Origin of the sequence: Pseudomonas wayambapalatensis (assembly GCF_049942315.1) — a bacterium.
Classification (GTDB): domain Bacteria; phylum Pseudomonadota; class Gammaproteobacteria; order Pseudomonadales; family Pseudomonadaceae; genus Aquipseudomonas; species Aquipseudomonas wayambapalatensis.
The window spans coordinates 75,288-100,443 of record NZ_JBNFMU010000237.1 but is presented as its reverse complement, the minus strand read 5'-3'; the positions used below and the strand labels follow the sequence as shown (position 1 = coordinate 100,443).

Annotated in this window: 24 protein-coding genes; 20 read left to right on the top strand and 4 right to left on the bottom strand. The window is 61.9% G+C overall.

Annotation, left to right across the window (positions count from 1 at the left end; genetic code table 11):
* Positions 1-60 precede the first annotated feature (60 nt).
* The 7 genes from ACPZMI_RS25290 (at position 61) to ACPZMI_RS25260 (ending at position 8,826) form a co-directional block, all read left to right on the top strand.
* Positions 61-1,395, top strand: coding sequence for a lysine N(6)-hydroxylase/L-ornithine N(5)-oxygenase family protein (locus tag ACPZMI_RS25290; protein WP_186664914.1), 1,335 nt, complete (start codon positions 61-63; stop codon positions 1,393-1,395).
* A 16-nt stretch (positions 1,396-1,411) separates the two neighbouring features.
* Positions 1,412-3,061, top strand: a complete 1,650-nt coding sequence (locus tag ACPZMI_RS25285; protein ID WP_426353281.1) for a cyclic peptide export ABC transporter — start codon at positions 1,412-1,414, stop codon at positions 3,059-3,061.
* Between the two features lie 166 nt (positions 3,062-3,227).
* Positions 3,228-5,585, top strand: coding sequence for a TonB-dependent siderophore receptor (locus ACPZMI_RS25280; protein ID WP_426353280.1), 2,358 nt, complete (start codon positions 3,228-3,230; stop codon positions 5,583-5,585).
* A gap of 235 nt (positions 5,586-5,820) precedes the next feature.
* Positions 5,821-6,624 carry a 2,5-didehydrogluconate reductase DkgB gene (gene dkgB, locus ACPZMI_RS25275; protein WP_186708149.1) on the top strand — a complete coding sequence of 268 codons (804 nt, stop codon included), beginning with the start codon at positions 5,821-5,823 and terminating at the stop codon, positions 6,622-6,624.
* Between the two features lie 79 nt (positions 6,625-6,703).
* On the top strand, positions 6,704-7,885 hold the full coding sequence (locus ACPZMI_RS25270) for an MFS transporter (protein WP_426353279.1): 1,182 nt from the start codon (positions 6,704-6,706) through the stop codon (positions 7,883-7,885).
* 113 nt (positions 7,886-7,998) lie between these two features.
* Positions 7,999-8,232: a hypothetical protein gene (locus ACPZMI_RS25265; protein WP_426353278.1), complete on the top strand. Its 234-nt coding sequence runs from the start codon at positions 7,999-8,001 to the stop codon at positions 8,230-8,232.
* 129 nt (positions 8,233-8,361) lie between these two features.
* On the top strand, positions 8,362-8,826 hold the full coding sequence (locus tag ACPZMI_RS25260; protein ID WP_063544979.1) for a nuclear transport factor 2 family protein: 465 nt from the start codon (positions 8,362-8,364) through the stop codon (positions 8,824-8,826).
* Between the two features lie 62 nt (positions 8,827-8,888).
* Here ACPZMI_RS25260 and ACPZMI_RS25255 read toward each other — a convergent pair whose 3' ends face one another.
* A complete protein-coding gene (locus tag ACPZMI_RS25255) occupies positions 8,889-9,809 on the bottom strand; it encodes a LysR substrate-binding domain-containing protein (protein WP_186708153.1) in 921 nt (306 codons plus the stop codon).
* A 163-nt stretch (positions 9,810-9,972) separates the two neighbouring features.
* Here ACPZMI_RS25255 and ACPZMI_RS25250 point away from each other — a divergent pair, with 163 nt between their 5' ends.
* From ACPZMI_RS25250 to ACPZMI_RS25205, 10 genes are all read left to right on the top strand, one after another.
* Positions 9,973-10,749 (top strand): YqcI/YcgG family protein, encoded by a 777-nt coding sequence (locus ACPZMI_RS25250; RefSeq protein ID WP_426353277.1) that lies wholly within the window; start codon positions 9,973-9,975, stop codon positions 10,747-10,749.
* 2 nt (positions 10,750-10,751) lie between these two features.
* A complete protein-coding gene (locus ACPZMI_RS25245) occupies positions 10,752-11,390 on the top strand; it encodes a LysE family translocator (protein WP_186664924.1) in 639 nt (212 codons plus the stop codon).
* Between the two features lie 25 nt (positions 11,391-11,415).
* The gene (locus ACPZMI_RS25240; RefSeq protein WP_426353276.1) at positions 11,416-12,510 is read left to right on the top strand and encodes a hypothetical protein; all 1,095 of its coding nucleotides are present in this window, start codon (positions 11,416-11,418) and stop codon (positions 12,508-12,510) included.
* 158 nt (positions 12,511-12,668) lie between these two features.
* Positions 12,669-13,364: a sel1 repeat family protein gene (locus tag ACPZMI_RS25235; protein ID WP_186664928.1), complete on the top strand. Its 696-nt coding sequence runs from the start codon at positions 12,669-12,671 to the stop codon at positions 13,362-13,364.
* A 159-nt stretch (positions 13,365-13,523) separates the two neighbouring features.
* Complete coding sequence (locus ACPZMI_RS25230) at positions 13,524-14,360, top strand: bifunctional allantoicase/(S)-ureidoglycine aminohydrolase (protein ID WP_054890674.1); 837 nt, start codon at positions 13,524-13,526, stop codon at positions 14,358-14,360.
* Between the two features lie 120 nt (positions 14,361-14,480).
* The gene (locus ACPZMI_RS25225; protein WP_426353275.1) at positions 14,481-15,098 is read left to right on the top strand and encodes an START domain-containing protein; all 618 of its coding nucleotides are present in this window, start codon (positions 14,481-14,483) and stop codon (positions 15,096-15,098) included.
* A 114-nt stretch (positions 15,099-15,212) separates the two neighbouring features.
* A complete protein-coding gene (locus ACPZMI_RS25220) occupies positions 15,213-16,223 on the top strand; it encodes an ABC transporter substrate-binding protein (RefSeq protein WP_186664935.1) in 1,011 nt (336 codons plus the stop codon).
* Complete coding sequence (locus tag ACPZMI_RS25215; RefSeq protein WP_202885220.1) at positions 16,220-17,005, top strand: ABC transporter ATP-binding protein; 786 nt, start codon at positions 16,220-16,222, stop codon at positions 17,003-17,005. Before ACPZMI_RS25220 ends, ACPZMI_RS25215 begins: the two co-directional genes overlap by 4 nt.
* A 1-nt stretch (position 17,006) precedes the next feature.
* Positions 17,007-17,843, top strand: a complete 837-nt coding sequence (locus ACPZMI_RS25210; RefSeq protein ID WP_426353274.1) for an ABC transporter permease — start codon at positions 17,007-17,009, stop codon at positions 17,841-17,843.
* 116 nt (positions 17,844-17,959) lie between these two features.
* A complete protein-coding gene (locus ACPZMI_RS25205) occupies positions 17,960-18,247 on the top strand; it encodes a hypothetical protein (protein ID WP_186664939.1) in 288 nt (95 codons plus the stop codon).
* 23 nt (positions 18,248-18,270) lie between these two features.
* Here the strand turns inward: ACPZMI_RS25205 and ACPZMI_RS25200 are convergent, their stop codons facing one another.
* Entirely contained in the window at positions 18,271-18,549 is a 279-nt protein-coding gene (locus ACPZMI_RS25200; RefSeq protein ID WP_186664940.1) for a DUF1652 domain-containing protein, read from the bottom strand.
* A gap of 236 nt (positions 18,550-18,785) precedes the next feature.
* On the opposite strand from ACPZMI_RS25200, the gene ACPZMI_RS25195 reads away from it, so the two are divergent.
* The gene (locus ACPZMI_RS25195) at positions 18,786-19,013 is read left to right on the top strand and encodes a DUF6555 family protein (protein ID WP_426353297.1); all 228 of its coding nucleotides are present in this window, start codon (positions 18,786-18,788) and stop codon (positions 19,011-19,013) included.
* A 29-nt stretch (positions 19,014-19,042) separates the two neighbouring features.
* Here the strand turns inward: ACPZMI_RS25195 and ACPZMI_RS25190 are convergent, their stop codons facing one another.
* Positions 19,043-19,912 (bottom strand): pirin family protein, encoded by an 870-nt coding sequence (locus ACPZMI_RS25190; RefSeq protein WP_186719271.1) that lies wholly within the window; start codon positions 19,910-19,912, stop codon positions 19,043-19,045.
* A 196-nt stretch (positions 19,913-20,108) separates the two neighbouring features.
* On the opposite strand from ACPZMI_RS25190, the gene ACPZMI_RS25185 reads away from it, so the two are divergent.
* Both ACPZMI_RS25185 and ACPZMI_RS25180 read left to right on the top strand, forming a co-directional pair.
* On the top strand, positions 20,109-21,164 hold the full coding sequence (locus ACPZMI_RS25185; protein WP_186708165.1) for a tetratricopeptide repeat protein: 1,056 nt from the start codon (positions 20,109-20,111) through the stop codon (positions 21,162-21,164).
* Positions 21,165-21,264: 100 nt separating this feature from the next.
* Positions 21,265-22,857 carry a response regulator gene (locus ACPZMI_RS25180; RefSeq protein WP_288376678.1) on the top strand — a complete coding sequence of 531 codons (1,593 nt, stop codon included), beginning with the start codon at positions 21,265-21,267 and terminating at the stop codon, positions 22,855-22,857.
* A 6-nt stretch (positions 22,858-22,863) separates the two neighbouring features.
* Here the strand turns inward: ACPZMI_RS25180 and ACPZMI_RS25175 are convergent, their stop codons facing one another.
* Positions 22,864-24,933, bottom strand: a complete 2,070-nt coding sequence (locus tag ACPZMI_RS25175; RefSeq protein WP_426353273.1) for a hybrid sensor histidine kinase/response regulator — start codon at positions 24,931-24,933, stop codon at positions 22,864-22,866.
* Positions 24,934-25,156: the final 223 nt, after the last annotated feature.

The following is a 25,156-nucleotide window of genomic DNA, read 5'->3' as shown; positions in this document are numbered from 1 at the left end:
GCGCAGGACTCGGGGCGCCCCACGCGGCGCCCCCACTCGACCATCCAAGGAACCGCAACCATGAGCCAGACCTCTTCGCCCGACAAAATCCACGACCTCATCGGCGTTGGCTTCGGCCCTTCCAACCTGGCACTGGCCATTGCCCTGGAAGAGCTCGCCGAAACCAACGGCCACGCCCTCGACGCGCTGTTCATCGACAAGCAGAGCGACTATCGCTGGCACGGCAATACCCTGGCTACCCAGAGCGAGCTGCAGATCTCCTTCCTCAAGGACCTGGTCTCGCTGCGCAATCCCACCAGCCCCTACAGCTTCGTCAATTACCTGCACCAGAAGCAGCGCCTGGCCGACTTCATCAACTTGGGCACCTTCTACCCTTGCCGCCTGGAGTACAACGACTACCTGCGCTGGGCCGCCGAGCATTTCGCCACCCAGGCGGTGTATGGCGAAGAAGTGCTGCGCATCGAACCGGAACTGCGTGATGGCCGGGTCGATCACCTGCGCCTGGTCTCGCGTGACCAGCACGGCCAGGAGCACCAGCGCCGGGCCCGCTCGGTGGTGGTCGGCAGCGGCGGCACGCCCAAGGTTCCCGATGCCTTCCGCCCGTTCAAGAACGACCCGCGCGTGTTCCACCACTCCCAGTACCTGAGCGCCCTCCAGCAACTGCCGTGCAACAGCGGCAAGCCCATGCGCATCGCCGTGATCGGCTCGGGCCAGAGCGCCGCCGAGGCCTTCATCGACCTCAACGACAGCTACCCGTCGGTCAAGGTCGACATGATCCTGCGCGCCTCGGCACTCAAGCCTGCCGACGACAGCCCCTTCGTCAATGAAATCTTCGCCCCCGAGTACACCGACCTGGTGTTCAACCAGCCGCACGCCGAACGCGAGAAACTGATCGGCGAGTACCACAACACCAACTACTCGGTGGTCGACGTCGACCTGCTCGAGCGCATCTACGGCATCCTGTATCGCCAGAAAGTCGCCCATCAGTATCGCCATGCCGTGCTGTGCCGCCGCACCATCGAAGCAGTGGTAGACACCGCCGAAGGCATCGAGCTGACCCTGCGCGACCTGGCCACCGATGTCCGCCAGACCCACCGCTACGACGCGGTGATCCTCGCCACCGGCTACGAGCGTCGCTCCCACCGCGACCTGCTGGCTCCGCTGCAGCAGCACCTGAAAGACTTCGAGGTCGACCGCGACTATCGCGCCCTGGCGAGCCCCGAGTTCGGTGCCAGCGTCTACCTGCAAGGCTTCTGCGAAGCCTCGCACGGGCTCAGCGACACCCTGCTGTCGGTGCTGCCGGCACGTGCCGCAGAAATCGGTCAGTCGCTGTATCAGCACCTGGGCAAGCACGCCAGCAACGCCCCGGCCGCACTGCGCATGACCAGCGCCTGAAGACAGGAACCTTCCGATGAGCAAACAACCCCGTGGGGCCGTGCGCGAGCTGCTGACGCTGCTGCGGCCCTTCTGGCCGGTGGTCGCCCTGTCGATTGCCCTGGGCATGGTCGGTGGCTTGAGCGTCACCGCCCTGTTGGCCACCATCAACAACGGGCTGCACACCGAAGGCGGGCTGAGCCAGGGGCTGGTGCTGGGCTTCGTCGGGCTGTGCGCCCTGGCGTTGGTCAGCAGCATCCTCTCCGACATCGGCACCAACCAGGTGGGCCAGCACATCATCGCCAAGCTGCGCAAGGAGCTGGGCGAGAAGGTGCTGGCGGCACCGATCGAACAGATCGAGCGCTTTCGCAGCCACCGCCTGATCCCGGTCCTGACCCACGATGTGGACACCATCAGCGACTTCGCTTTCGCCTTCGCGCCACTGGCGATTTCGCTGACCGTCACCCTGGGCTGCCTGGGCTACCTGGCGATGCTGTCCTGGCCGATGTTCCTGATGATGCTGGCCGCGCTGGCCATCGGCATCGCTATCCAGTCGGTGGCGCAGTCCCGCGGTATTCGTGGGTTCATGGCAGCGCGCGATGCCGAAGACCAGTTGCAGAAGCACTACAGTGCAATCGCCGCCGGTGCCAAGGAGCTGCGTATCCACCGCCCGCGCCGCCAGCGCATGTTCCAGCATGGCATCAGCGATACCGCCGAGCGGATCCGCGATCTGCAGACACGCTCGATCAACACCTTCGTGGTCGCCAAGAGCCTGGGCTCGATGCTGTTCTTCGTGGTCATCGGTCTGGCCCTGGTGCTGCAGTCGCTGTGGCCCAGTGCCGATGCCAGCGTCATGAGCGGTTTCGTGCTGGTGCTGCTGTACATGAAAGGGCCGCTGGAACACCTGATCAGCACCCTGCCGATCATCGGCCGGGCGCGCATCGCCTTCCAGCGCATTGCCGAGCTGTCGGAGCGTTTCGCCACCCCCGAGCCTCACCTGTTGCTGGCCGACTCCGGACAGGCCGCAGCGCAGGTGCACAGCCTGGAGTTGAGCAATGTCGGCTTTGCCTTCCCGCCGGTAGGTGATGCGCGCCCCTTCACCCTTGGGCCTGTGAACCTAAAGATCGCCCAGGGCGACATCGTGTTCATCGTCGGCGAAAACGGCTGCGGCAAGACCACCCTGATCAAGCTGCTGCTGGGGCTCTATGCCCCCCAGCAGGGCCAGATCAAGGTCAATGGCAAGGCTGTGGATGCCAAATCGCGGGACGATTACCGCCAGCTGTTCACCACGGTCTTCGCCGACTACTACCTGTTCGACGATCTGGTGCAGGGTGACCAGGCGATTCCCGAGGATGCCAACCAGTACCTGGAGCGCCTGGAAATCGCCCACAAGGTCAAGGTCAGCGACGGCCAGTTCAGCACCACCGACCTGTCCACCGGGCAACGCAAGCGCCTGGCGCTGGTCAATGCCTGGATCGAACAACGCCCGGTGCTGGTCTTCGACGAATGGGCCGCCGACCAGGATCCGACCTTCCGCCGCATCTTCTATACCGAGCTGCTCCCGGACCTCAAGCGCCTGGGCAAGACCATCATCGTGATCTCCCACGATGACCGCTACTTCGACATGGCCGACCAGCTCGTGAGGCTGGAGGCCGGCAAGGTCGTCGAGGAGCTAACACACGCCTGAAAAAAACAGAACCGGATTTTTCCGGTTCTTCTGTGTTTGTGCGTCTCACTGGATGTAATGCAAATCATTATCTACAACATAATCATAGAGTCTGCCAATGCACTTCTTCCCTACCCTTCGCCCGTTGTCTAAGGCCATGCTTGTCCGGCGCCTCATGGCGTCCGGCTTGCCCGCCACCGCTGTCGGCATGATGCTGGCGGCGCCGATGGTTGCCCAGGCCCAGCAAGTGGCCTTCAACATTCCCCAGCAGGCGCTTGGTAGCGCGTTGATTGCGTTTGGGCAGCAAAGCCAGTGGCAACTGCTCTACTCCCCCGACCAGATCAGCGGCCTGCGCAGCACCGCGGTCAAGGGTTCGCTGGAGCCCGATGCCGCGTTGCGCCAATTGCTCGGCGGCACGGGCCTTGGCTACAGCGTCAACGGCACCACAGTGACCATCAGCGGCCGTAGGGAAGGCGGCGCGGTGGAACTGGGGGCGACCAACGTCAACGCCGGCGTACTGGGCGAGACCACCGAAGGCACAGGCTCGTACACCACAGGCTCGATGAGCACGGCGACCAAGTTGCCGACGTCCCTGCGCCACACGCCGCAGTCGGTTACGGTACTGACCCGCCAGCGCATGAACGACCAGAACATGCAGACCCTCGAAGACGTCTCGCTGTATACCCCTGGCCTCACCCTGCGCAAGACCGGCGGTGAACGTCCGACCTTCTACTCGCGCGGCACCTCGGTCGACAACATCATGATCGACGGCTTGCCGGTGGCCTACGACACCGACACCCTCGGCACCTCGATGCTGTCGATGTTCGATCGCGTGGAAGTGGTGCGCGGGGCCTCCGGCCTGATGGTCGGCGCCGGCAACCCGTCGGGTACGCTGAACCTGATCCGCAAGCGGCCGACCGTCGAGCCGCAGATGTCGATCACCACCAGCGCAGGCTCGTGGAACAACTTTCGGACCGAGCTCGACGCCAGCAGCAAGCTGAACGACAGTGGCAGCATACGCGGTCGCGCTGTCGTCGCCCTGCAGGACAAGGACAGCTTCGTCGACGACTACAGCAACAAACGCCAGTTGATGTATGGCATCACCGAATTCGACCTGACTGAGGACACCACCCTCACCCTGGGCGGCTACTACAACCGCGAGGACAACCCTGGCGCCGATTGGTCCGGCCTGCCGACCTTCGCCAACGGCAATTTCCTGCCGATCTCCCGCTCGCACCGCATGAGCCCGTCCTGGACCTACTGGGACAAGAAGAACAAGAGCGTCTTCGCCGAGATCGAGCACCGCTTCGACAACGACTGGAAGCTGCGCCTGAACACCACCTGGCTGCGTGGCGAGATGGACATGCTCGGCACCAGCTTCTATCGCCTCGACCAGGCCGCCGACACGCTGCAGCTCAACGTAGGCCGCTACACCTACGAGCACACCCAGAAGAGCGTCGATGGCTATGTCAGCGGCCCGTTCAGCCTGTTCGGTCGCACCCATGAACTGGTGCTCGGTGGCAGCTACCGCCACGACCGCACCGACGACGGCCCTGGCGGCGGCCCGCTGGGCACCTTCGATTACCCGGTCGATCCGCTGTCGTTCGACTTCGGCTCGGTGCCCAAGCCCGAGATCGACTTCAACTGGTCGCGCAAGGGCAAGGTCGAGCAGTCCAGCACCTACGCCACCGTTCGCTTCAACATCCAGGACGACCTCAAGCTGACTCTTGGCTCGCGTCTGGACTGGTATGAATACGAACAGCAGACCCAATCCGGCACCTACGCCTTCGGCAACAGCTCCAAGGCCACCCGCGAGTTCACGCCCTATGCCGGCGTGGTCTACGACCTGAACGACACCTACTCGGTGTACGCCAGCTGGACGCGCATCTTCAAGCCACAGGAAGCCCGCTCGGCCACCGGCTCCATCCTCGATCCGGTCACCGGCAGCAACTACGAGACCGGCATCAAGGGCGAATACTTCGGCGGCGCCCTGAACGTGAGCCTGGCCTACTTCCAGTTGAACCAGGAAAACCTCGCCAAGGCCCTGCCACAGTCGTCCTGCCCGGACCTCTCCGACGGCTGCTACGAGGCGGCGGGCGAAGTCGAGACCAAGGGCGTCGAGCTGGAAGTGCAAGGCATGCTCGCCGAGGGCTGGCAGGCGTCGGTCGGCTACACCTATGCCGCCGCCAAGTACACCAAGGAAACCGGTACTCAACAGAAGGGCGACCGCTTCGACAGCGACACCCCTTACAACCTGTTCAAGGTCAACACCGTTTACCAGTTGCCGGGTGACCTGAGCCAGTGGAGCATCGGTGGCGGCTTCCGCACCCAGAGCCGGGCCTACACCAGCTTCGGTGTGCAGCAGGGCGGCTACAGCGTGACCGACCTGATGACCGCCTACCGGATCAACAAGCACTTCACCGTGCAAGGCAATCTGAACAACGTGTTCGACAAGCGTTACTACCAGAACATCAGCAACCCGGCCGGGGCCAACATCTTCGGCGATCCACGCAACTTCACCGTCACCATGAGGTGGACGCTGTAACCCTTGCTACATCGGGCCTGCCAGCCAGGCCCGATGTGCTCTGAGGCAGTCGAAACGCCCGCTGCGCGAAGCAATCACCGGCTATTCATGACTCCAGGTCAAAAGACCTTGCCCCGCGCCCCTCTTAATCAACCCCGCTGCAACCTTCAAACTGCTCCCCACTCGAATGGTCGATGTATCCAGGCGCCAATGCCTCTCGATCGACCCCGAATTCCCCCACAGCAGGAGCAGATCCATGAGCATTCCATCCTTCGGCCTCGGCACTTTCCGTCTCACCGGCCAAGCCGTCATCGACTCGGTCAAGTCCGCACTGGAGCTGGGCTACCGTGTCATCGACACCGCGCAGATCTACAAGAACGAAGCCGACGTCGGCCAGGCCATCGCCGAAAGCGGTGTGCCTCGTGACGAGCTGTTCATCACCACCAAGATCTGGACCGACAGCTACGCTGCCGACAAGCTGGTCCCCAGCCTGCGCGAGAGCCTGGCCAAGCTGCGCACCGATTATGTCGACCTGACCCTGATCCATTGGCCAGCCCCAGGCAACGGTGTCGAGCTGCGCGAGTTCATGGGCGCCCTGGCCGAAGCCAAGAAACTTGGCCTGACCCGCCAGATCGGCATCTCGAACTTCAACATCGAGTTGACCCGCCAGGCCATCGAGGTGGTCGGCAAGGGCGAGATCGCCACCAACCAGATCGAGCTCAGCCCGTACCTGCAGAACCGCAAGCTCACGGCTTTTCTCAAGGAACAGGGCATCACCGTCACGTCCTACATGACTCTGGCCTATGGCAAGGTGCTCAAGGACCCGGTACTGGCCAAGATCGCTACCAAGCACAAGGCCACGGTGGCCCAGGTCGCCCTGGCGTGGGCCCTGCAGCTTGGCTATGCCGTCATCCCCTCCTCCACCAAGCGCGAGAACCTGGCCAGCAACCTGCTTGCCCGTGACCTGCGCCTGGACGAAGAAGACATGGCGCAGATCGCAGACCTGGAACGCAACGGCCGCGAGGTCAGCCCGGATGGCCTGGCGCCGGCCTGGGACTGATCCCTCACCGCACTTGGGCGTCGACTGCGGTCGACGCCACACCCGACATTCCTGAATTCGCCATAACCCGGAGTTTCCGATGAGCGCGCTTTCCTCTAAACGGGTCCTGTTTGCCCTGGCCATCGGCGCCTTCGGCATCGGCACCACCGAATTCGCCCCCATGGGCCTGCTACCGGTCATTGCCGAAGGTGTCAACGCCAGCATCCCTACTGCGGGCATGCTGGTCACCGCCTACGCCATTGGCGTGATGGTCGGCGCACCGATCATGACCCTGCTGTTCAGCCGCTTCGGCAAGCGTGCTGCACTGATGATGCTGATGAGCATCTTCACCGTCGGTAACCTGCTGTCGGCACTGTCGCCGGACTACTACACCCTGCTGGCCTCGCGCCTGATCACCAGCCTCAACCACGGTGCTTTCTTTGGCCTGGGTGCGGTGGTCGCGGCCAGTGTGGTGCCCAAGGACAAGCAGGCCAGTGCCATCGCCACCATGTTCATGGGCCTGACCATCGCCAATATCGGCGGCGTCCCGGCCGCCACCTGGATCGGCCAGCAGATCGGCTGGCGCATGGCTTTCGCCGGCACCGCCGTACTCGGCCTGATCGCCATCAGTGCCTTGTGGTACGCCCTGCCCAAGGGCGAGCGCGGCAGCGTACCCCACGTGCGCAAGGAACTGGCGGTGATCGCCCGCCCCAGCGTGCTACTGGCGATGGCCACCACCGTGCTCGGCGCAGGCGCCATGTTCACGCTGTACACCTATGTTGCCCCGGTGCTCGCGGAACTGACCGGCGCCTCCAATGCGTTCGTCACACTCGGCCTGGTATTGATCGGTGTCGGTTTCACCATCGGCAACAACCTCGGCGGTCGTCTGGCCGACTGGTCACTGGACGGCGCGGCACGGATCTTCCTCGGCACCTTGGCGGTGATCATGCTGCTCATGCCGCTGGTGCTGGGTAGCCATGTCGGTGCTGCGCTGGCCCTGCTGGTCTGGGGGGTGTTCACCTTCGCCGTGGTACCGCCGCTGCAGATGCGAGTGATGATCGCGGCTGCCGAGGCCCCAGGCCTGGCTTCTTCGATCAACGTGGGCGCGTTCAACCTGGGCAATGCTGTCGGTGCCGCCCTGGGCGGCGCGGTGATCAGCCTCGACCTGGGCTACGCCGCGGTGCCGATGGCCGGCGGTTTGCTGGCGGCGACCGCGCTGCTGCTGGTGGGGCTGGGTGGACGCAACAAGGTGGCGAACGGCACCATCAGCGAAGCGCTGTAAGCGCCGTCCAGGGTTCTTCGGAAGGGGACTACAGGTAATGGGGAAACGCTGAACCGCGTTTTCTGCCAGTCTCCAATAGCCCCTCCCCAGGACCTTCGCCACGACACCGCCTGATGTTTTCCTGCACCGCCAGCGCTATGATGCCCCTCGAGCAGACAGTACCCGAGCATGCCCGTGAAGCGACACTCAGCGCCTATCAGCGCGCCCTGCAGGTGAGCCAGCAGGGCGTGCTGACCACTGACGACGGCGAGTTGGTCAGGGTCAGCGCGGGTACGCAGTTGCAATATCGCACCGAGGAGATCCCGCACTGGTTCTTCGAAGCGCATGTGGACGAGGTCGAGCCCTGAAACGGGTCGGATTATTCCACTTGCCGCAATTATGAACTGCCACCAGCATCGATTCCCTCCGAACACGCTTGAGCCTACGCTTCATCCATCAGGCCACTTCTTCCGGACCTGCACATGAGGAGTACCGCGATGTCCCGCCCACCATTGCCGCCGTTTACCCGCGAAACCGCTATCGAGAAAGTCCGCCTGGCCGAGGATGGCTGGAACAGCCGCGATGCGGCCAAGGTTGCCCTCGCCTACACCCTAGACACCCGCTGGCGTAACCGGGTCGACTTCGCCACCAACCGCGACGAGGCACAGGCCTTCCTGACCCGCAAGTGGAATCGTGAGCACGAATACCGCCTGATCAAGGAGCTCTGGGCCTTCACCGAAAACCGCATCGCCGTGCGCTATGCCTATGAGTACCGCGATGACAGCGGCCAGTGGTATCGCGCCTATGGCAACGAGAACTGGGAGTTCGCCGCCGATGGGCTGATGCAGAACCGCCACGCCAGCATCAATGAAATGCCGATCACCGAAGAGGAACGCCAGTTCCGTTGGCCGCTGGGGCGTCGTCCGGATGACCATCCGGGGCTGAGCAGCTTCGGTTTCTGACCTCGCGAACGCATTCGCCCAGGCCTGTCGTGACAGGCCTGGGCGAAGTGCTTTAACGGTATTCAGCCGTACAGATAGTTGATGTCCTTGAGCGCCAGCGCTGGTACCTGGCCAAGCAGGTAATCACGAAGCTTGCTCATCTGCCGGGCCTTGGGGCTGGCCTTGAGCCAGGTCATGTAGTAACCATCGCCCGTCGCCACGGCCTGCTTGAAGGGTGTGATCAGGCGCCCGGCGGCAAGGTCGGCACTGGCCAGCACCAGATCGACCACCGAAATGCCCAAGCCCTGCTGCGCCGCGGAAATTCCCTGGTCAAGGGTGTCGAACACCTGCCCTTGATCGATGCTGATGTCCAGTGCATCGACCCGCGCCAGCCAACGCCGCCAGTCTCGGCGATCGGACGAGGGATGGAGGAATTCGCAGTTGCGCAGCACCGACAGGTCTGGCTCAGGCTCCTGGAGGTAGTCGGGGTGACAGACCGGGATCAGCCACTCATCGAACAGCTTCAGGCTCTCGACATCGGCAGGGAACTTGCCGCTGCCCAGCAGGATGGCGCAATCGTAGGGCTCGGAATAGAAATCCACCGTGTCGATGTCCATCCAGACGCTCGACAACTGCACGCTACAGCTGTCGTCGATCTTCTTGAAACCATCCAAAGCCTTGAGCAGCCAGCGCACGGTGAGCGTAGAGGCGGCTTTCAGACGCAGGCCGTAACGGTCCTGGCGCAACAAGGCGCACGCATTCTCGATGATCTTGAAACCGACCTTGAGCTCCTGGGCCAGCAACCGACCGTGCTCGGTCAGGCGCAGCTTGGGGCCGCGGCGCTCGAACAGGTCGCAACCGAACATGGCTTCGAGGGTCTTGATGTGATGGCTTACCGCCCCTTGGGTCAAGGCCAGTTCTTCCGCTGCGCGGGTGAAAGAGCCGTAACGAGAAGCCACTTCGAAGGCACGCAAGGCATGCAGGGCTTGAATCCGTTCTGACATCGTCGCCTTCCAAAGCATGAGTGAAACTAATAGTAGGTCATAGTTCCAGGCATTTTACAACCTAGGGAGGTTCTTCGAAAATGCTGGTAAATAACAATTACAGCTAACCAACACGCCGCGATAAGGCAGAAAAACCACTTTATAGAAATTTCCTGGGGAAACCATGTTTACGGGTTATGGAAACTGCTATCGCCTGGATGCGCTAGAGCTGGCCGATGAACATGTTCGGAACAAGCAGCATTGGACGTACAAGACCATAGAGCACTTCAAGGAAATCCTCGGCAACCCTGGCTTTCCCTGCCTCTTCGGACGCAAGGCGGTCGCCGCCGCCACCTGCCACATTCTTTTCGCACGCGCCGATGATCCTGCCAATGACATCGCCCGCGGTCTCGCCGACTATGTCCGCAGCATCGCGCCGATCCCGCTCAAGCAGCGCATCGGCAACCCGCTGCTGGTGTTTCTTGAAACCACCGTCGACGGCACATTGGCCGAACAGCAAGCGCTAGCCTGGAAGATCCTCCAGCAGGTCCACGCCCGCGATCCCCAGCCTTGGCCGCAGGATGTGCCCCGTGACCCGCATGACACCCAATGGTCATTCTGCTTTGCCGGCATGCCACTGTTCATCAACATGAGTTTTCCCGCCCATCGCCAGATGAAAAGCCGCAACCTGGGCAACAGCATCGCTTTCGTCATCAATCCACGGGAAAGCTTCGACGAAGTGGCCAGTGCCAGCACCGAAAGTGGCCAGCGCATCCGCGCGCGGATCCGTGAACGGGTTGCGCAGTACAACGACGGGGTAATACCCGACAGCCTGGGTTTCTTCGGCCAGGACGACAACTTCGAATGGAAGCAATATCAACTCCAGGAGATGGGCTCGCTCAAACCCTCGCGCTGCCCCTTCCATGCCACCGCAACGCCTGAAAACCAGATCGAGAACTGAACGTGAATACCGCACTGACTGCTACCTACGCCCTCACCGTCCTGCTGCTGATCGCCACGCCAGGCCCGGTAGTGGCGCTGATCGTCAATACCGCTGCCGCCTCCGGTTCGCGCAAAGCCCTGTTCACCGCCGTCGGCACCAACTGGGCGTCACTGGTGCTGATTGGTGCTGCAGCCTGGATCATCATGACCAGCGCCGCCATCGACAAAGCCTGGCTCAGCGGCATGAGCCTGCTGGGCTGCCTGTTCATTGGCTACATTGCCGTGGGCACGCTGCGCGAAGCCCTGCAGCAGCAACCCCGGGAGCACGCTGCCGAAACGGTCGAAACACCGCGCAGCACTGGCCGAGGCGGCCTGCTGCAAGGTTTCATGGTGGGCATTTCCAATCCCAAGGACATCATCTTCTTCATTGCCTTCTTCCCGCAGTTCATCCAGGTCACTGAATCCTTCGAGAAGAGCATGGTAGTGCTGTCGCTGCTGTGGATCGCCATCGACTTCGCGGTTTTGAGCCTCTACATCTTCGCCATCGGCAAGATCGCCTCGCAGCGCAGCAACCGCCTGATCAGCCTGGCGTCTGGCGTCGCCCTGCTGCTGATCGCCGCGGGGGGGCTGCTCTACAACCTCAAGGAACTGGCCGCCTGAGCCCGCCCGATACCCAGGAGCGCCCATGACACCGATCGACATCACCCCGGACGTGGGCAGCGCCATTCCCCTGCAAGAAGACTACCAGCGCTTCCTGCTGCTGGGCGGACGTCGCGCGCCGCATACCCTTTACGTGCATGAGCGTGGCTACCGCTCCGACACCATCAACACCGACGCCCTGGGCCTGCGCTACAGCCACTGTGCCGGCAAGCGCTTCTCACTGGCTGAGCGCGGCGGCGCGGCGCGTATCAACCTGCTGGTGGGCGGCTCTACCGCTCTGGGTATCGGCGCCAGTTCCGATGAACACACCGTAGCGTCCTACCTGTCGATGCTCACCGGCGAGATCTGGTTGAACCTGGCCGGCTGCGGTCTGAACGCCACCCAGGAGCTGCTGATGTTCCTCAGTCATCAGCATCGCCTCGGCCAGATCGGCCATGTCGTGGTCCTCAGTGGCCTCAACACCCTGGCCCAGGAAGGGCTTGGCGAAATCCTCGCAGGCGACCAGGAACCTGAAGAAGCACGGCCGTACCAGCGTTTTCTCAACAGTTTCAACGAAGGCGTGCAAATACCGGCCAAACCCGGGCGGGCCTCGTTTTGGCAGCGCCTGGGGCAAAGTCTCGCGCCCCGTCGTTCGCCACCGTCACCCTGCGCCTGGCCGCTGTCAGCGCCGGAACAACGCCTGCTTCGTGCCGCCGATTGCATCGGCCGCACCCTGTGCCAATGGGAGCGACTACTGGCCGACAGCCATACCACCCTGACGTTCATCCTTCAGCCACTGCTGCCCTGGTGCCGCGAGCAGTTGCCCGCCAGCGAACATGCCATGCTGTCGGCGCTGGACCGTCAGCCGGGCAACTTCGACCGCTTGCTGGAGGGTGTCTACGACAGTCAATTGCATTCAACCTTCTTCCGGCGCATCAAGAGTCAGGCGCAGACCGTACCCTGCTATGACATGAACGGCATGCTCAGCAGCTCACCGGTATTCAATGAGCATCTGTTCATCGATCGTCTGCATTTCAATGATCTGGGCAACAACGCCTTGGCCAAGGTCATCACCGCAAAGCTGGGGTTGGCCCAGGAAAAGTACGCTAACCGCAAGGTCACGCCTTTCAAGCTCGTCTGACAGCAAACAAAGACTCTTTCGACAGCACCTCGGGATGGCTAGAATGATCCATCACCGCTCCCGGTCGCCCGAGGCAAACGCGTACACGTCATGAACACTCTTGCTGCCCAAACGCTTCTGGTTCGTCTCACCTGGGCGCCAGCCTGCGAGGCCCATTCGTGAGTCGAGCCGTCTTCCTTTCGGGCTTGTTCGCGGCGCTGACGCCGTTTGCCGCCCAGGCGCTCGACGTTCGCATCGATCCCCATGCCGACCTGCTCTACCGCCAGGCATTGCCATTGCTCGAGCAGGCCGACACCGAGGATGACAGCGCCAGCCCACTGCGCACAGCCGATACCAACGATCCGGAGCTCAGCCGCCAGGGCCAGGCGATGGCCCGCACATTGCCAACGGCGGTAGCCTTGCTGGAAAAGTCGGTTGCCTTGGGCCATCCCGTGGCGCAGTACCGTCTGGCGCTGTACTACATGACCTACCTGCCCGCCGGGAAGATTGCCGACGCGGCCTGTCCACTGCTCGAAGCCAGCCTGCGCCAGGGTTTCGCCCCACCAGCGACGGCGATCGCCAACTGGTGTCCGTCCTACAACACCACCCCCGCCTACCGCGAGGCGCTGGAAGCCATTCCGAGCATGGCGACCCTTTACGCCGCCTACTATCCGCAGCCCGCCACTCGCCTGGCTTGCAACCGCAGTCGTCCGCAAGGCCTGGAGCTCCAGTGGGGGCGTCAGCGTGACTACCAGGCGGAGGTCTATCGCCTGCTAGGTGAACTCGACCCACAACGGCGTCAGGCGCTGCTGCAGAAGGCGGTGGAGATCAACGGTTGCGTGGCGGCCCAGCAGCGGCTGACCAGCAATCGCTGACAGCACGGCCGCTCAGCATTCAGCAAGCAAATACCGGGTATTCCAACATTTAATTTGTGGATGCCAGGGCCTCGCCCCTATGCTGTCCGTGCATCCCCTGCGCCGCACCGGCCGGTGCGGTTCACGGCACGGGGAGAGAACAACAAGTCGAGACTGTCCATGTCGAATCACTCCTACTTCGCCCCCCACGGTGGGCACCCGGCTCAAACCGAGCTGCTGACTGACCGTGCCATGTTCACCGAGGCCTATGCCGTCATTCCCAAGGGCGTAATGCGTGACATTGTCACCAGCCACTTGCCGTTCTGGGACAAGATGCGCATGTGGGTCATCGCTCGCCCGCTGACCGGCTTTGCCGAAACCTTCTCGCAGTACATCGTCGAAGTCGCCCCTGAGGGCGGCAGCGAACGCCCTGAGCTGGACCCTAATGCCGAAGCCGTGGTGTTCGTCGTCGAAGGCGAGATCGACATCACCGTCGAAGGCAAGCACCACACCCTGGTGCCTGGCGGCTATGCCTTCCTCGCGCCAGGGGCCGAGTGGAGCCTGCGCAACAACAGCAAGGCCAACGTCACGTTCCATTGGCTGCGCAAGCACTACCAGAAGGTCGAAGGCCTGGCGGTTCCAGAATCGTTCGTCACCCACCGCGATAACGCCACGGTCATCGAGATGCCGGGCACCGAAGGACGCTGGGTCACCACCCGCTTCGTCGATATGGCCGACATGCGTCACGACATGCACGTCAACATCGTGACCTTCCAGCCAGGCGGCGTGATTCCGTTTGCCGAAACCCACGTCATGGAACACGGCCTGTATGTGCTCGAAGGCAAGGCGGTATATCGCCTCAACCAGGACTGGGTGGAAGTCGAAGCCGGTGACTTCATGTGGCTGCGTGCGTTCTGCCCGCAAGCCTGCTACTCGGGTGGTCCAGGTCCGTTCAGCTACCTGCTGTACAAGGACGTGAACCGCCACGTGCACCTGACGCTCAATCCGCAGCGCTGAGGCGCCCGCCTGCATCAACCGATCGGGGTCGGCCACGGCCCTGATCGGCGCAACACCATCTTCATGTCGTTCTGCCTGTTCCCGCGCATACTACGGTGATCCCCAGTGTGGAGCCCGAACATGCCGCAGCTCCTGTCCCGACTTCACCTCGCCCTGCTCTGCGCACTCCTGCTGCCGACGCTTGCGTTGTCTGCCGACAACTGGCGCCTCGCCCATCAGGAAAGCGGCATCGACATTTATCTTGGCGACGTCCAGGGCTCCCCCTACCAGCAATTTCGCGGCGTTGTCCGGATCAAGGCCAGTGTTCGCATCCTGAGCGACCTTCAGGAAAACCTGCGTGTCGCCTGCAAGTGGTTGTATGCCTGCGCACAGATGCGCCTGCTGGAGGTCGATGGCGACAGTACCTGGGTCTACCTCACCACCGAGCTGCCTTGGCCCGCGCAACCGCGGGACATGGTCCTGCGCGTACGCACCGAGCGGCTGGACGACGGCTCGCTGGTTCGCAGGCTCAGCGCTGACCCGGAAAAGGTGCCCGAGGCCCCTGGCTTCATTCGCGTGCGCCAATTGCAAGGTGAGTGGATCATGCACCCACTGGCCGAACGCGATACCCAGGTCACCTATCGCCTGCAAGCCGATCCCGCTGGCGATGTACCGGGCTGGCTGGCCAATCGCTTTGTGGTCGACGCGCCAATGGTCACGCTCAGAACGCTGAGAGCGGTAGCCGAACGTCAACCCTGACGCTCAGTAGCCAAAGGGGTTTTAGGAGCACTCCTACACGCAATTCGGAGCGTCTCACCCTCTCACCCAAGCCTTGATGCCCTACCCTGTGAACCTCCACAACAAGGAGGTGCCATGCGCGCATTTGTTTTCAGTTGCTTGATGCTGCTGGTTGCAGCATCCGCCACGGCCAAGAAGCAACCCCAGGCTCTGACCCCTGTCCACCTGGGCGTCGGTGGCCAGGCGGTCATTTATAACCTGCCGCTGACAGTCGCACTGGAGCAGGGTTATTTCCGCGATGAAGGCCTCGATGTGAAAGTCATCGACTTCACCGGTGGCGGCAAGGCGGCGCAAGCGCTGGTGGCCGATGCCGTACAGGTGGTCAGCGGTGCCTACGAGCACACCTTGCGTCTGCAGGCTCGCGGCCAGGCACTTCAGGCGTTCGTGCTGGCAAGCGAGACCCCCCAGCTCGCCATGGGCATCTCCTCCAAAACTCTGTCGAATTATCGGTCGATCGCAGACCTGCGAGGCAAGACCATCGGCATCAGTGCGCCCGGCTCCTCAACCCAGATGCTCGCCAACCGCGTGCTGGCACAGGGAGGGCTCAGCCCCGAGGACGTTGCATTTGCCACCGTTGGCACCGGCGCGACAGCCGTGCAGGCGATGCTGAGCGGCAAGATCGACGCACTGGCCAACGCCGAACCCTTGATCAGCCTGCTGGAACAACAACAGGCAATACGCCTGATCGCAGATGCGCGCACGCCAGCCGGCACCGCAGCCCTGTTCGGCGGCCCCATGCCGGCGAACACCCTCTATGCCAAAAGCACCTATATCCAGAACAACCCACAGACCATCCAAGCCCTGACCAATGCCATGCTCAAGGCACTGACCTGGCTACACGACGCCACGGATGCCGAAGTCGCCGAACTGGTGCCAACACCCTACCTGATGGGCGACGCGGCGCTTTATCGCCAGGCGTTTCGAAACATCCAGTCATCCCTCAGCGTAAACGGCCGCTTCCCTGAAGAGGGGGCGCGCAACGCCTTGCAGGCACTGCAGAGTTTCGACCCGATCATGGCCGAACGCCAGATCGACCTCCAGGCAACCTGGACCAATCAATTCGTTGATCAAGCCTTGCAACCATGACATCCACCCTCGCTCTGGAAATGCTCGACGTGGAAGCCCGCCACGATCGCTTGCTGGCATTGGCACGGGTCGATCTCACTGTACGTGAAGGTGAGTTCGTCTGCGTGCTTGGCCCTACCGGTTGCGGCAAATCGACCCTGCTCGACCTCGCCGCAGGGCTCAAACCGGCCCACGGCGGGCAGATCCGCTGCCATGGAAAACCCTTGCTCGGGTTGAACCGCCACGCCTCCTACATGTTTCAACACGATGCGCTGTTGCCGTGGCGCACGGCGCTCGACAATGTGAGCCTCCCCCTGCAACTGCGCGGCTTGGACAAGCGACACGCCAACCAGCAAGCCGCTCAATGGTTGAGGCGGGTCGGGCTGACCGACGTTCCCGATCACTACCCTCATCAATTGTCCGGCGGCATGCGCAAACGTGTTGCCCTAGCCCAGGCGCTGATCCACAACGCTTCGCTGCTGCTCATGGATGAGCCTTTCGCTGCGCTGGATGCGCAAACGCGCCAAGCCATGCAGCAATTGTTGCTCGAATTGTGGGGCGAACGACGCAAATCGGTGCTGTTCGTCACCCATGATCTCGACGAAGCCATCACCCTCGCTGACCGCGTCCTGGTATTCAACGCCGGCCCCGCATCCCGGTGCATCGAAGACATTCGAATTCCCCTGCCACGCCCACGCGACACGTTGTCACTACGCAAGGATCCCGAGTCCGCAGCCCTGTACCAGCGTCTCTGGCACGCGCTGGGGCACCTGCCTCCCACCCCCACAAACGACCGAGGCTGACATGTCGTGGACCACCCTCTGGCTACTGCGCGCCGCCCTGCTGCTCGCAATGCTTTCACTCTGGTCGTGGTTGGCTGCCGACGACGATCTGGCGTTCTTTGTCGGTCACCCCCACGCAGTTCTGCAGCAACTCTGGCGCTGGTTGAGCACTGGCAACGGCTCGTTGGAGCTGTACTGGCGGGACCACCTGCTGACTACACTGAATTTTCCCGGCACGCTCTACCCTCACCTGCTGATCACACTGACCGAAACGATACTGGCTTTTTTGCTCGGACTCGCCTCAGGCTTGGCAGTCGGCCTCTGGTTAGGGCTGACCCCCACGCTGGCACGGGTATTGTCACCGTTCATCAAGGCCGCCAATGCGGTCCCCAGGGTGGTGCTGGCGCCCTTGCTGGTGATGTGGTTGGGACTGGGCATCGCCTCGAAAGTCGCGCTGGGTATCACGCTGGTATTCTTTGCGGTGTTCTTCAATGTCTACCAGGGTGTGCGCGAGGTAAGCCCTGCATTGTTGGCTAACGTGAGACTGCTTGGCGCCAACCGTTGGCAACTGGTTCGTATCGTCTATCTGCCTGCCGCCCTAGGTTGGGTGTTTTCCAGCCTGAACACCGTCATCGGCCTGGCGTTCGTCGGGGTCGTGGTGGGTGAATACCTGGGATCGACTCGCGGAATCGGCTACCTCATCCTGCAAGCCGAGGCCACCTTCGATGTCAACACCGTGTTGGCGGGCATCATCGTTCTCACATGCTGTGCCCTGCTCTTCGATGTCTTGCTCGCCGGCCTGGAACGGCGTCTGTCAGCCTGGCGCCAGCAGTCGGACGATGAATCTGGACGGCGGTAGAAAATACCAATGGAACACCGCCCGGCCGCCGCCCTCAACATGCTTAGGTCCTTCGGAGAATTCCCCATGCAATCACCCTTTGGTGCGTATGATCACCGGACGCGCAGGCAACAGCCATGAAGATGCCCGGCCGCGCGCCCAGCAGTTGCCTGCAGCTCGACTATGTTCGCGACACGCTGTTCGGCCCGGTGGCACAGAGTGTCGAATGTCACGCCCAGCTCGCCGCTCTTGATCTACAAGGGCGTCCCGCGCTGCGCTTGCACATACACCCGCCACTTCCCGACAAGGTTGAACGTGCCCATAGCGTTACCTTCGCGTGGGAGGGACGCCGATATCGGGGGATAGTGCGGGACCGGGGCAAATGCGGCGATGGTGGTTTGAATCTGCTGCTTGAGCTGCAGTGATTCGGTCAACGGCCGGTAGCGCGCTAGAACGCTACCTTCTGCGTAGTCAGTTTGACGTCAGGGCCATGCCCTGCTCGTTGCCCCTCACGCAACTGCCAGACCAAGGCTACCAGGTCACGACAACTGTTCAGGCTGGCCAGCGGTATTCCAGTCAGCGTGTAACCCTCTTCAAGGCTCTCACCACGCCCCACGCGGATGGTCAGGTTGACGCCATCCGGGCTGCTGACCTCGCAACGATCGGGCAGACAGGCCTGCTCGATCATCTGACGCATTTCCAGCATCGAAACGCCGATCAACGACATGTCATGACCCTCTCTTCAATATTGGCCTGCGATGTAAAAGCCCTATCCACTCTAGCGAGTGAAACCGTTGCACGATGGCCCGTTCAATCGGTTACCTGGGCGATGCGACAAACGGCGGTAAAACTACCGTTCGTCGTGTTCGACGAAGATGGCGCAAACTTTATCGGCCGTCTCGATTTCACAACATCAAGCCATGGACCGTCGTGTTGCGCGTTGCGCTGAGGAATCGGGTAGCGATGATTGATGCAAAACTTTTCGTGATCGACTATGCGCTGCATGGCCAGCACAAGTCATTCATCATTCGCGCCGAGCGCATGGATAATGCCGAAGCGTGGCACTGGGCAAGCTGCGATGCCGGTGTAGGCAAGATCGGGCGCTATGGCCGAGAGAAGATCAATAAAGTCAGCAGACCCATGGCCGAGCGCTATGGCATCAGCGAGGTAAGCTGGCGCGCTTCTGGCTGAAGGCTCCGGCTACCCCGCGTGGTGTGCTGTCAGGACGGCACCATCTGCCCAAAACGCCCTGCATGGAAGTCGTCGAATGCTTCGGCAATTTCAGCCTGGGTGTTCATTACGAAGGGGCCATAACCCACGATCGGCTCATCGATCGGCTCGCCACTGAGCAGCAACAGCGTGGCGTCCTCCAATGCAGTGACCCTGGCATGCTCACCCTCGCGCTCCAGCAACACCAGGCTGGCTGGACTGACGTCCTGCTGGTCGTTTACCTGTATCGACCCATGCAGTACGACCAGTGCGGCATTGCGCCCCTCGGCAATCGGTAATTGCAGCGTTGCCCCAGCGTTCATACGCACATCCCACACATCCATGGGCGTGAACGTCCGGGCAGGCCCCCGATGCCCCTGGTAATCACCTGCGATCACCCGCAGGCTGCCGACACCCTCGTCGAGCGCTACCTGTGGAATCTCGGCATCCAGCAGCGTCTGGTACCCCGCCGGGCTGAGTTTGTCACGTGCAGGCAGGTTGACCCACAGTTGCACCATCTCAAGGACGCCACCGCTGCGAGCAAAGGCCGGCGAATGAAATTCCTCATGAATGATGCCATTGGCTGCGGTCATCCACTGCACGTCGCCAGGACCGATCAAGCCACCGGCGCCAGTGGAGTCGCGGTGTTCGAGTTCACCCTGATAGACGATGGTCACGGTCTCGAAGCCGCGATGTGGATGCTGGCCAACCCCGCGACGGGCGTCGGTCGGTGTGAATGTATGAGGGCCGGCGTAGTCCAGCATCAGGAACGGGCTGATATGGCGTGCGAGCTGGTCGTAGGTGAAGAGGCTGCGCACGGGGAAACCATCCCCTACCCAATGGGCATGGGGGCTACGGTAAATACCCAGGATCTTTTTCATGAGATATCTCCTCTCTTGGCTGGCGAACATTCTACCGATGAAAACAATCGTGAATTAGGCGGGCAAAATAGCCTTATTCGTCTCATATGCAGGACAGTCTCCCTCTAAACCCCACGACACAAAGGCTTGCCTGGCCCCGTTGCATTTAACCGCCAGCTGCCCCAAGCTCACTCCTTCCTGACCCCCGGTACCGCTAATGCCCAAACGTCGCCGCTACCTGATCGCACTGCTGCTCGTCCTGGCGATCCCGGGGGTGATCGGTTACTTGTGGCGCGACCAGAAACCAGAGCCCTCCAGCCAGCCGCCACAGAGCTATGCCAAGGCGCTGCGCCAGGCCCACGAAGGTCTTCCGGGTGCGGCACGGGTGCTGTACCAACAGTTGCAACGCGATGACCTGCCACCTATCAGGCGTGCTGCGCTCTACGCCGAACTGCCTCACTACCCCTCCCCACAGGCGCTGAAATTGGCCCAGCAGGATCTCGACCATGGTGCCCCCCTGGTACGTCGTGCGGCGATCACCAGCATCCGGCGCCTGCTGCCACCCGCCCAACGCAGCCTGGTCCTCGGCCCTTTGCTGGAGGATGACGACCAGAGCGTACGGTTCGCCGTGGTGGATGCACTACTGGGCCTCGACCCCGATGCCATCGGCCTGTACTTCCGACCGCTGCAGGCAGCCCTTGAGCAATATCAGCAAGCACTCGAACAACAGCCCGACGATGCCGAGGCACAAGTCCACCTGGCGCGCCTGTACCTTCATGAACAGGACTATCCGCAGGCCGAAGCAGCCCTTCAGCGCAGCCTGGCTCTGGCGCCGCAAGATCTGGAGGCGCTGGCAACGCAGGTACGATTGCTGGAACGGCAAGGCCAGCACGACGCCTCCCGCGAGGTGTTGGGCAAAGCCTTGGCCCTGCGCCCTGACTCCGCGTTTCTGCAATATGAGCTGGGTCTCTGGCTCAGCCGCCACGATCAACGGGAATATGCCTTGCTGGCTTTTTCCCGTGCCGTGGAGTTGGAACCGGACAACGCCGACTATCGCTACACGCTGGCCGTCACCCTGCATGACCTTGAGCAAGTCGAAGCAGCGCAGAAGCAACTGGAAACCCTGCTCGATCGCCAGCCCGCCAATCGCCGTGCGCGGGTGTTGCTGATTCGCTACTGGAAGGAAACTGGCCAATTGCAGAACGTACAAGTCTTGCTGGCCGAACTTGAGCGACAGAATCCAGACGACCCTTATTTGCAACAAGGTTTGTAGAACTCGCTTGAACCCTGACAGAACCCTGGTGGTCCAGTGGGTAGTAGCTCGCTGAATGCTCGGCTATTTCCGGCCGGGCGACTGCCATGGGAGATTCGTCTTGTCCGGTTCGTTGTCGTTGGACGAACGCACCCTCATCCTCGCACCCGAGCAGGTTGCAGCGACCGCTGCCAAACTGTTGTCTGGAAGCGGTATCGCGTGCCTGTGCACAGGCGACAAGGACCGTTTCGGCCTATGGCTGGCCGAGGGTGTCGCCGTGGTAATCGTCGACCTGCAGACCTTGACCGATGACCCGCAGTCGCCCCTGCACCGGTTCATCGATGAGCAACCGGAGTGGTCAGATCTGCCGGTATTGCTGCTGAACACCCACGCGACGACCGACAATGGTTCGATGCCTCAACGGTTGGGCAACCTGTCGCACCTGAGCTACCCCTTCGATGAACAACAACTGCTGGGTGCGGCGAACCAGGCCCTGCGCGCTCGACGTCGTCAGTACATGGCGCGCAATGCGCTGAGCGCGCTGCGCGAGCGCCTGGACAGTCAACAGGCTGACGGCCAGGCCCGGCACCAGACACGCAAGATGGAAGCCATCGGTCAGTTGGCAGGCGGCGTTGCCCATGACTTCAATAACCTGCTGACCAGCATTGGTGGCAGCTTTGAATTGATCGACAGGCGTCTGCAGCAAGGGCGTACCGAAGGGCTCGACAAAGTCCTGCGCATGGGCCAGGACGCCGTAGCCCGCGCAGCAATGCTGACCCACAGGCTACTGGCTTTTTCTTCCCGTCAATCGCTGCAGAGCCAAGCAGTGGACCTGCATGCCTTGCTGCAGCCTGCGCGGCTGCAGGCGACACTGGGCAACTCGGTGAAACTATCCTTGCGCATGGCGGACGCACTCTGGCCTGTCCAGGCAGACGACAAGCAGTTGCGCGAATCGTTGGACAACCTGCTGGTCAACGCCCGGGAAGCCATGCCCAGTGGTGGGCATTTGTCCATCGAAGCCCGCAATCAGCATATCGACGCGGAACAGTTTGAGGGCGCAGGCCTGAGCAGTGGTGACTACCTGCAACTGACCTTCAGCGACACTGGCCAGGGCATGTCACACGCCACCCTGGAACATGCCTTCGAACCCTTTTTCAGTACCAAGCCTGTGGGCCAGGGCATAGGCCTGGGCTTGTCGATGGTCTACGGATTCAGCAAGCAGTCCCACGGCCATGTCACGATGGAAAGCCAGATTGGCCAGGGCACACGGGTCGATCTCTACCTGCCACGCTGCCTGAGCACCCCACCGCAGGCCTTGGAAGTTGCAAGCACGCCCATCGCAGGAAGCTGCCGCGAGGTGCTGATCGTGGAGGACGACCGCGAAGTGCGCGAGCTGCTCTGCCAAGCGCTGCGCGATGACGGTTTTCCATGCCAGAGCGCCTGCGACGCTACGCAGGCGCTGAATCTTTTGCGCTCTTCACAGCCCATTGCGCTGCTTATCAGCGATGTCGGGCTGCCAGGCATGAATGGCCGACAGCTGGCCGAGATTGCCCGCGCACTACGCCCGAGCCTGCCGGTCCTGTTCATTACCGGCTACGCGGAAACGGCCATGTCCCGCGAGGGCTTCCTCGACCCAGGCATGCAATTGATCTGCAAACCCTTCGAGTTGCACCAACTGAGCCAGCGCGTAGCGCAGATGCTCGGCGAGGCATGATCGCCGTCACGGCTCAAGCATCCGATGGACCTGGACCGCGAGGCTCTCGAGCGAGAATGGCTTGAGCATCAGTGCTGTTCCCGGCTGGTCGAGAAGGCTGCGCTCGATGGGCTGCGCGGTATAGCCGGTAATGAACAGGATTTTCTGCAGGGGTTTGGCCTGGCGAATCGTCTTGCCCACCTGGCGTCCGGTCATACCACCCGGCAACCCGATATCCGTGATCACCAGATCGAAGAGACCACCCTCACGATAGCGCTCCAACGCCATACCGGCATCGCCGGCTTCGATGACGTCAAAGCCATGTTCTACCAGCACCTCCTTCATCAAGGCCCGCAAATTGACCTCGTCATCGACCAACAGTATTCGCTCACTCCTGCCACGCTTCAACACAGGCACCTCCACCCCTTCACTGGCCACCGGCAACTCGCCTGGGTGGCGCGGGAACAGAAGGGTAACCTGGGTGCCTTTCCCTGGAATCGACTGGATCCACACATAGCCCCCAGACTGGCGGGCAAACCCATAGATCATCGGCAGCCCGAGCCCGGCGCCACGACCTTTGGGCTTTGTAGTGAAGAACGGCTCGAACGCACGGCTTACCACGTCTGCGGGCATACCCTGCCCCTCGTCTTCGACATGAATGGCGACATAATCCCCATCTGGGATGCTTTCACCGTGCTTATCCCCATTCACAAATCGTTCGTTGGCTGTCCGGATGGTCAGGCGACCCCGTTCAACGACCGCATCCTGGGCATTGCTGCACAGATTGAGAATCGCGACTTCCAACTGCCCAGGATCCACCTGCACTGGCCAGGGCGCGAGATCCAGTTGCCAGTTCAGTACGAACTCGGGCCCGAGTGCCTGATGAATCAATGGTTCAAGGCCGCGCAACAGGCTATTCACATCGAGTAGACGCGGCTGCAGTGGCTGGCTGCTGGAAATTGCCAATAGCCGATGGGTCAACGCCATCGCACGCTGTACCGAATCCCGCGCCACATGCACGTACTCGTCGATGCGCTCCAGGCGCCCCTGGCCCAAGCGGCGCTGGAGCAACTCCAGGCTACCGCCAATGCCCGCCAACAAGTTATTCATCTCGTGCGCCATGCCGCCTGCCAATTGGCCAACGGTTTCCATTCGTTGACTATCGCGCAGCAGGTTCTCGGCCTCGCGCAAGATCGTCGTGCGCTCTTCGGTAATATCCCGCCCTACCGCAATCAGTACATCACCCTCGGGCCGCGCACTCCAACTCATCCAGCGGTAGTACCCATCCTTGTGCCTGAGCCGCGATTCCACCTGTTCGACGACCTGGCCAAGCAGCAGCTCATTGATCGCCAGCCGGACCTCCGCACGATCAGCGGGATGGACAAAATCGACGACCGTGATCGCGCTCAATGACTGCTGGTCCCATCCCAACACGCGACGCCACGCGTCGTTCGCGGCCAGCAGTTCAAGATCGCGGCTGACGATGATCATCGCATCCCGTGAAAAGCGCCAGAGATAGTCGCTATTGGGCAGATGACATCCGATCTGTTGCTGGAAGCCCTGCGCCAGTTCACGCCACTGGCGGATTTGCTCCACGCTGGCGGTGGTATTGATCGCTGTGTGCAAAATCCCGGCGACCACGCCTTGCTCATCATGCAGGGGGGCGTAGCCGAACGCGAACCAGGCATAGTCACCGTTCTCCCGATAACGCACCTGGAGGGGGGATTCGTCGACAAAGCTGGCGCGCCCGTCCAGTGCCTGGAACACCCATGGGCCAATGCGTTCCCATTCGACCTGCCACAGCTGATCGAAGCGCACGCCCACCTGGGACTGGTCGTCAGCCAGCAATGCCAGGTAGTTCTGGCTGGGAATCAGGGTCAGTTCCTTACCCCAGGCCAGCGCACAGGGAAACGGCGACAACAGCATGATATCCACCGCGATGCGCAGCGAGGGAGGCCATTGCGACAGTGCCCCCAACGGTGTGCTGCCCCAGTCGAAGCGGAGAATATGCTCAGCGCGCACCTCGACCGAAGACGACGGAGGAACCAGATGAATGACTTGTGTGGCGCTCCTTTGCGCCTGTTCGTCAGCAGCCAAGAACAATGCTCCTGGCAGACAGGGTTTCCGAATCCATGGCAACTCCTGAAGATCATGAAGTATCTGAAGGCTAGCACATCGCTATATAGGCCGCCCCGAACACGATTCTGCTGATCAGTCTGCGCTTGTACCTGTCATCAGGTCTGTTTCAAAAGCGCTGGCCACTGACCAAGTGGTCTAGCGACTACATCAGGCGTAATCAATCGCACAGATAAGAGATGGT

Bases quoted from the DNA above. Each gene is read 5' to 3' on its own strand.
- ACPZMI_RS25290 (WP_186664914.1), top strand. From the start codon at position 61: ATGAGCCAGACCTCTTCGCCCGACAAAATCCACGACCTCATCGGCGTT.
- ACPZMI_RS25285 (WP_426353281.1), top strand. From the start codon at position 1,412: ATGAGCAAACAACCCCGTGGGGCCGTGCGCGAGCTGCTGACGCTGCTG.
- dkgB (WP_186708149.1), top strand. From the start codon at position 5,821: ATGAGCATTCCATCCTTCGGCCTCGGCACTTTCCGTCTCACCGGCCAA.
- ACPZMI_RS25270 (WP_426353279.1), top strand. From the start codon at position 6,704: ATGAGCGCGCTTTCCTCTAAACGGGTCCTGTTTGCCCTGGCCATCGGC.
- ACPZMI_RS25265 (WP_426353278.1), top strand. From the start codon at position 7,999: ATGTTTTCCTGCACCGCCAGCGCTATGATGCCCCTCGAGCAGACAGTA.
- ACPZMI_RS25260 (WP_063544979.1), top strand. From the start codon at position 8,362: ATGTCCCGCCCACCATTGCCGCCGTTTACCCGCGAAACCGCTATCGAG.
- ACPZMI_RS25255 (WP_186708153.1), bottom strand. From the start codon at position 9,809: ATGTCAGAACGGATTCAAGCCCTGCATGCCTTGCGTGCCTTCGAAGTG.
- ACPZMI_RS25250 (WP_426353277.1), top strand. From the start codon at position 9,973: ATGTTTACGGGTTATGGAAACTGCTATCGCCTGGATGCGCTAGAGCTG.
- ACPZMI_RS25240 (WP_426353276.1), top strand. From the start codon at position 11,416: ATGACACCGATCGACATCACCCCGGACGTGGGCAGCGCCATTCCCCTG.
- ACPZMI_RS25230 (WP_054890674.1), top strand. From the start codon at position 13,524: ATGTCGAATCACTCCTACTTCGCCCCCCACGGTGGGCACCCGGCTCAA.
- ACPZMI_RS25225 (WP_426353275.1), top strand. From the start codon at position 14,481: ATGCCGCAGCTCCTGTCCCGACTTCACCTCGCCCTGCTCTGCGCACTC.
- ACPZMI_RS25220 (WP_186664935.1), top strand. From the start codon at position 15,213: ATGCGCGCATTTGTTTTCAGTTGCTTGATGCTGCTGGTTGCAGCATCC.
- ACPZMI_RS25215 (WP_202885220.1), top strand. From the start codon at position 16,220: ATGACATCCACCCTCGCTCTGGAAATGCTCGACGTGGAAGCCCGCCAC.
- ACPZMI_RS25210 (WP_426353274.1), top strand. From the start codon at position 17,007: ATGTCGTGGACCACCCTCTGGCTACTGCGCGCCGCCCTGCTGCTCGCA.
- ACPZMI_RS25205 (WP_186664939.1), top strand. From the start codon at position 17,960: ATGAAGATGCCCGGCCGCGCGCCCAGCAGTTGCCTGCAGCTCGACTAT.
- ACPZMI_RS25200 (WP_186664940.1), bottom strand. From the start codon at position 18,549: ATGTCGTTGATCGGCGTTTCGATGCTGGAAATGCGTCAGATGATCGAG.
- ACPZMI_RS25195 (WP_426353297.1), top strand. From the start codon at position 18,786: ATGATTGATGCAAAACTTTTCGTGATCGACTATGCGCTGCATGGCCAG.
- ACPZMI_RS25190 (WP_186719271.1), bottom strand. From the start codon at position 19,912: ATGAAAAAGATCCTGGGTATTTACCGTAGCCCCCATGCCCATTGGGTA.
- ACPZMI_RS25185 (WP_186708165.1), top strand. From the start codon at position 20,109: ATGCCCAAACGTCGCCGCTACCTGATCGCACTGCTGCTCGTCCTGGCG.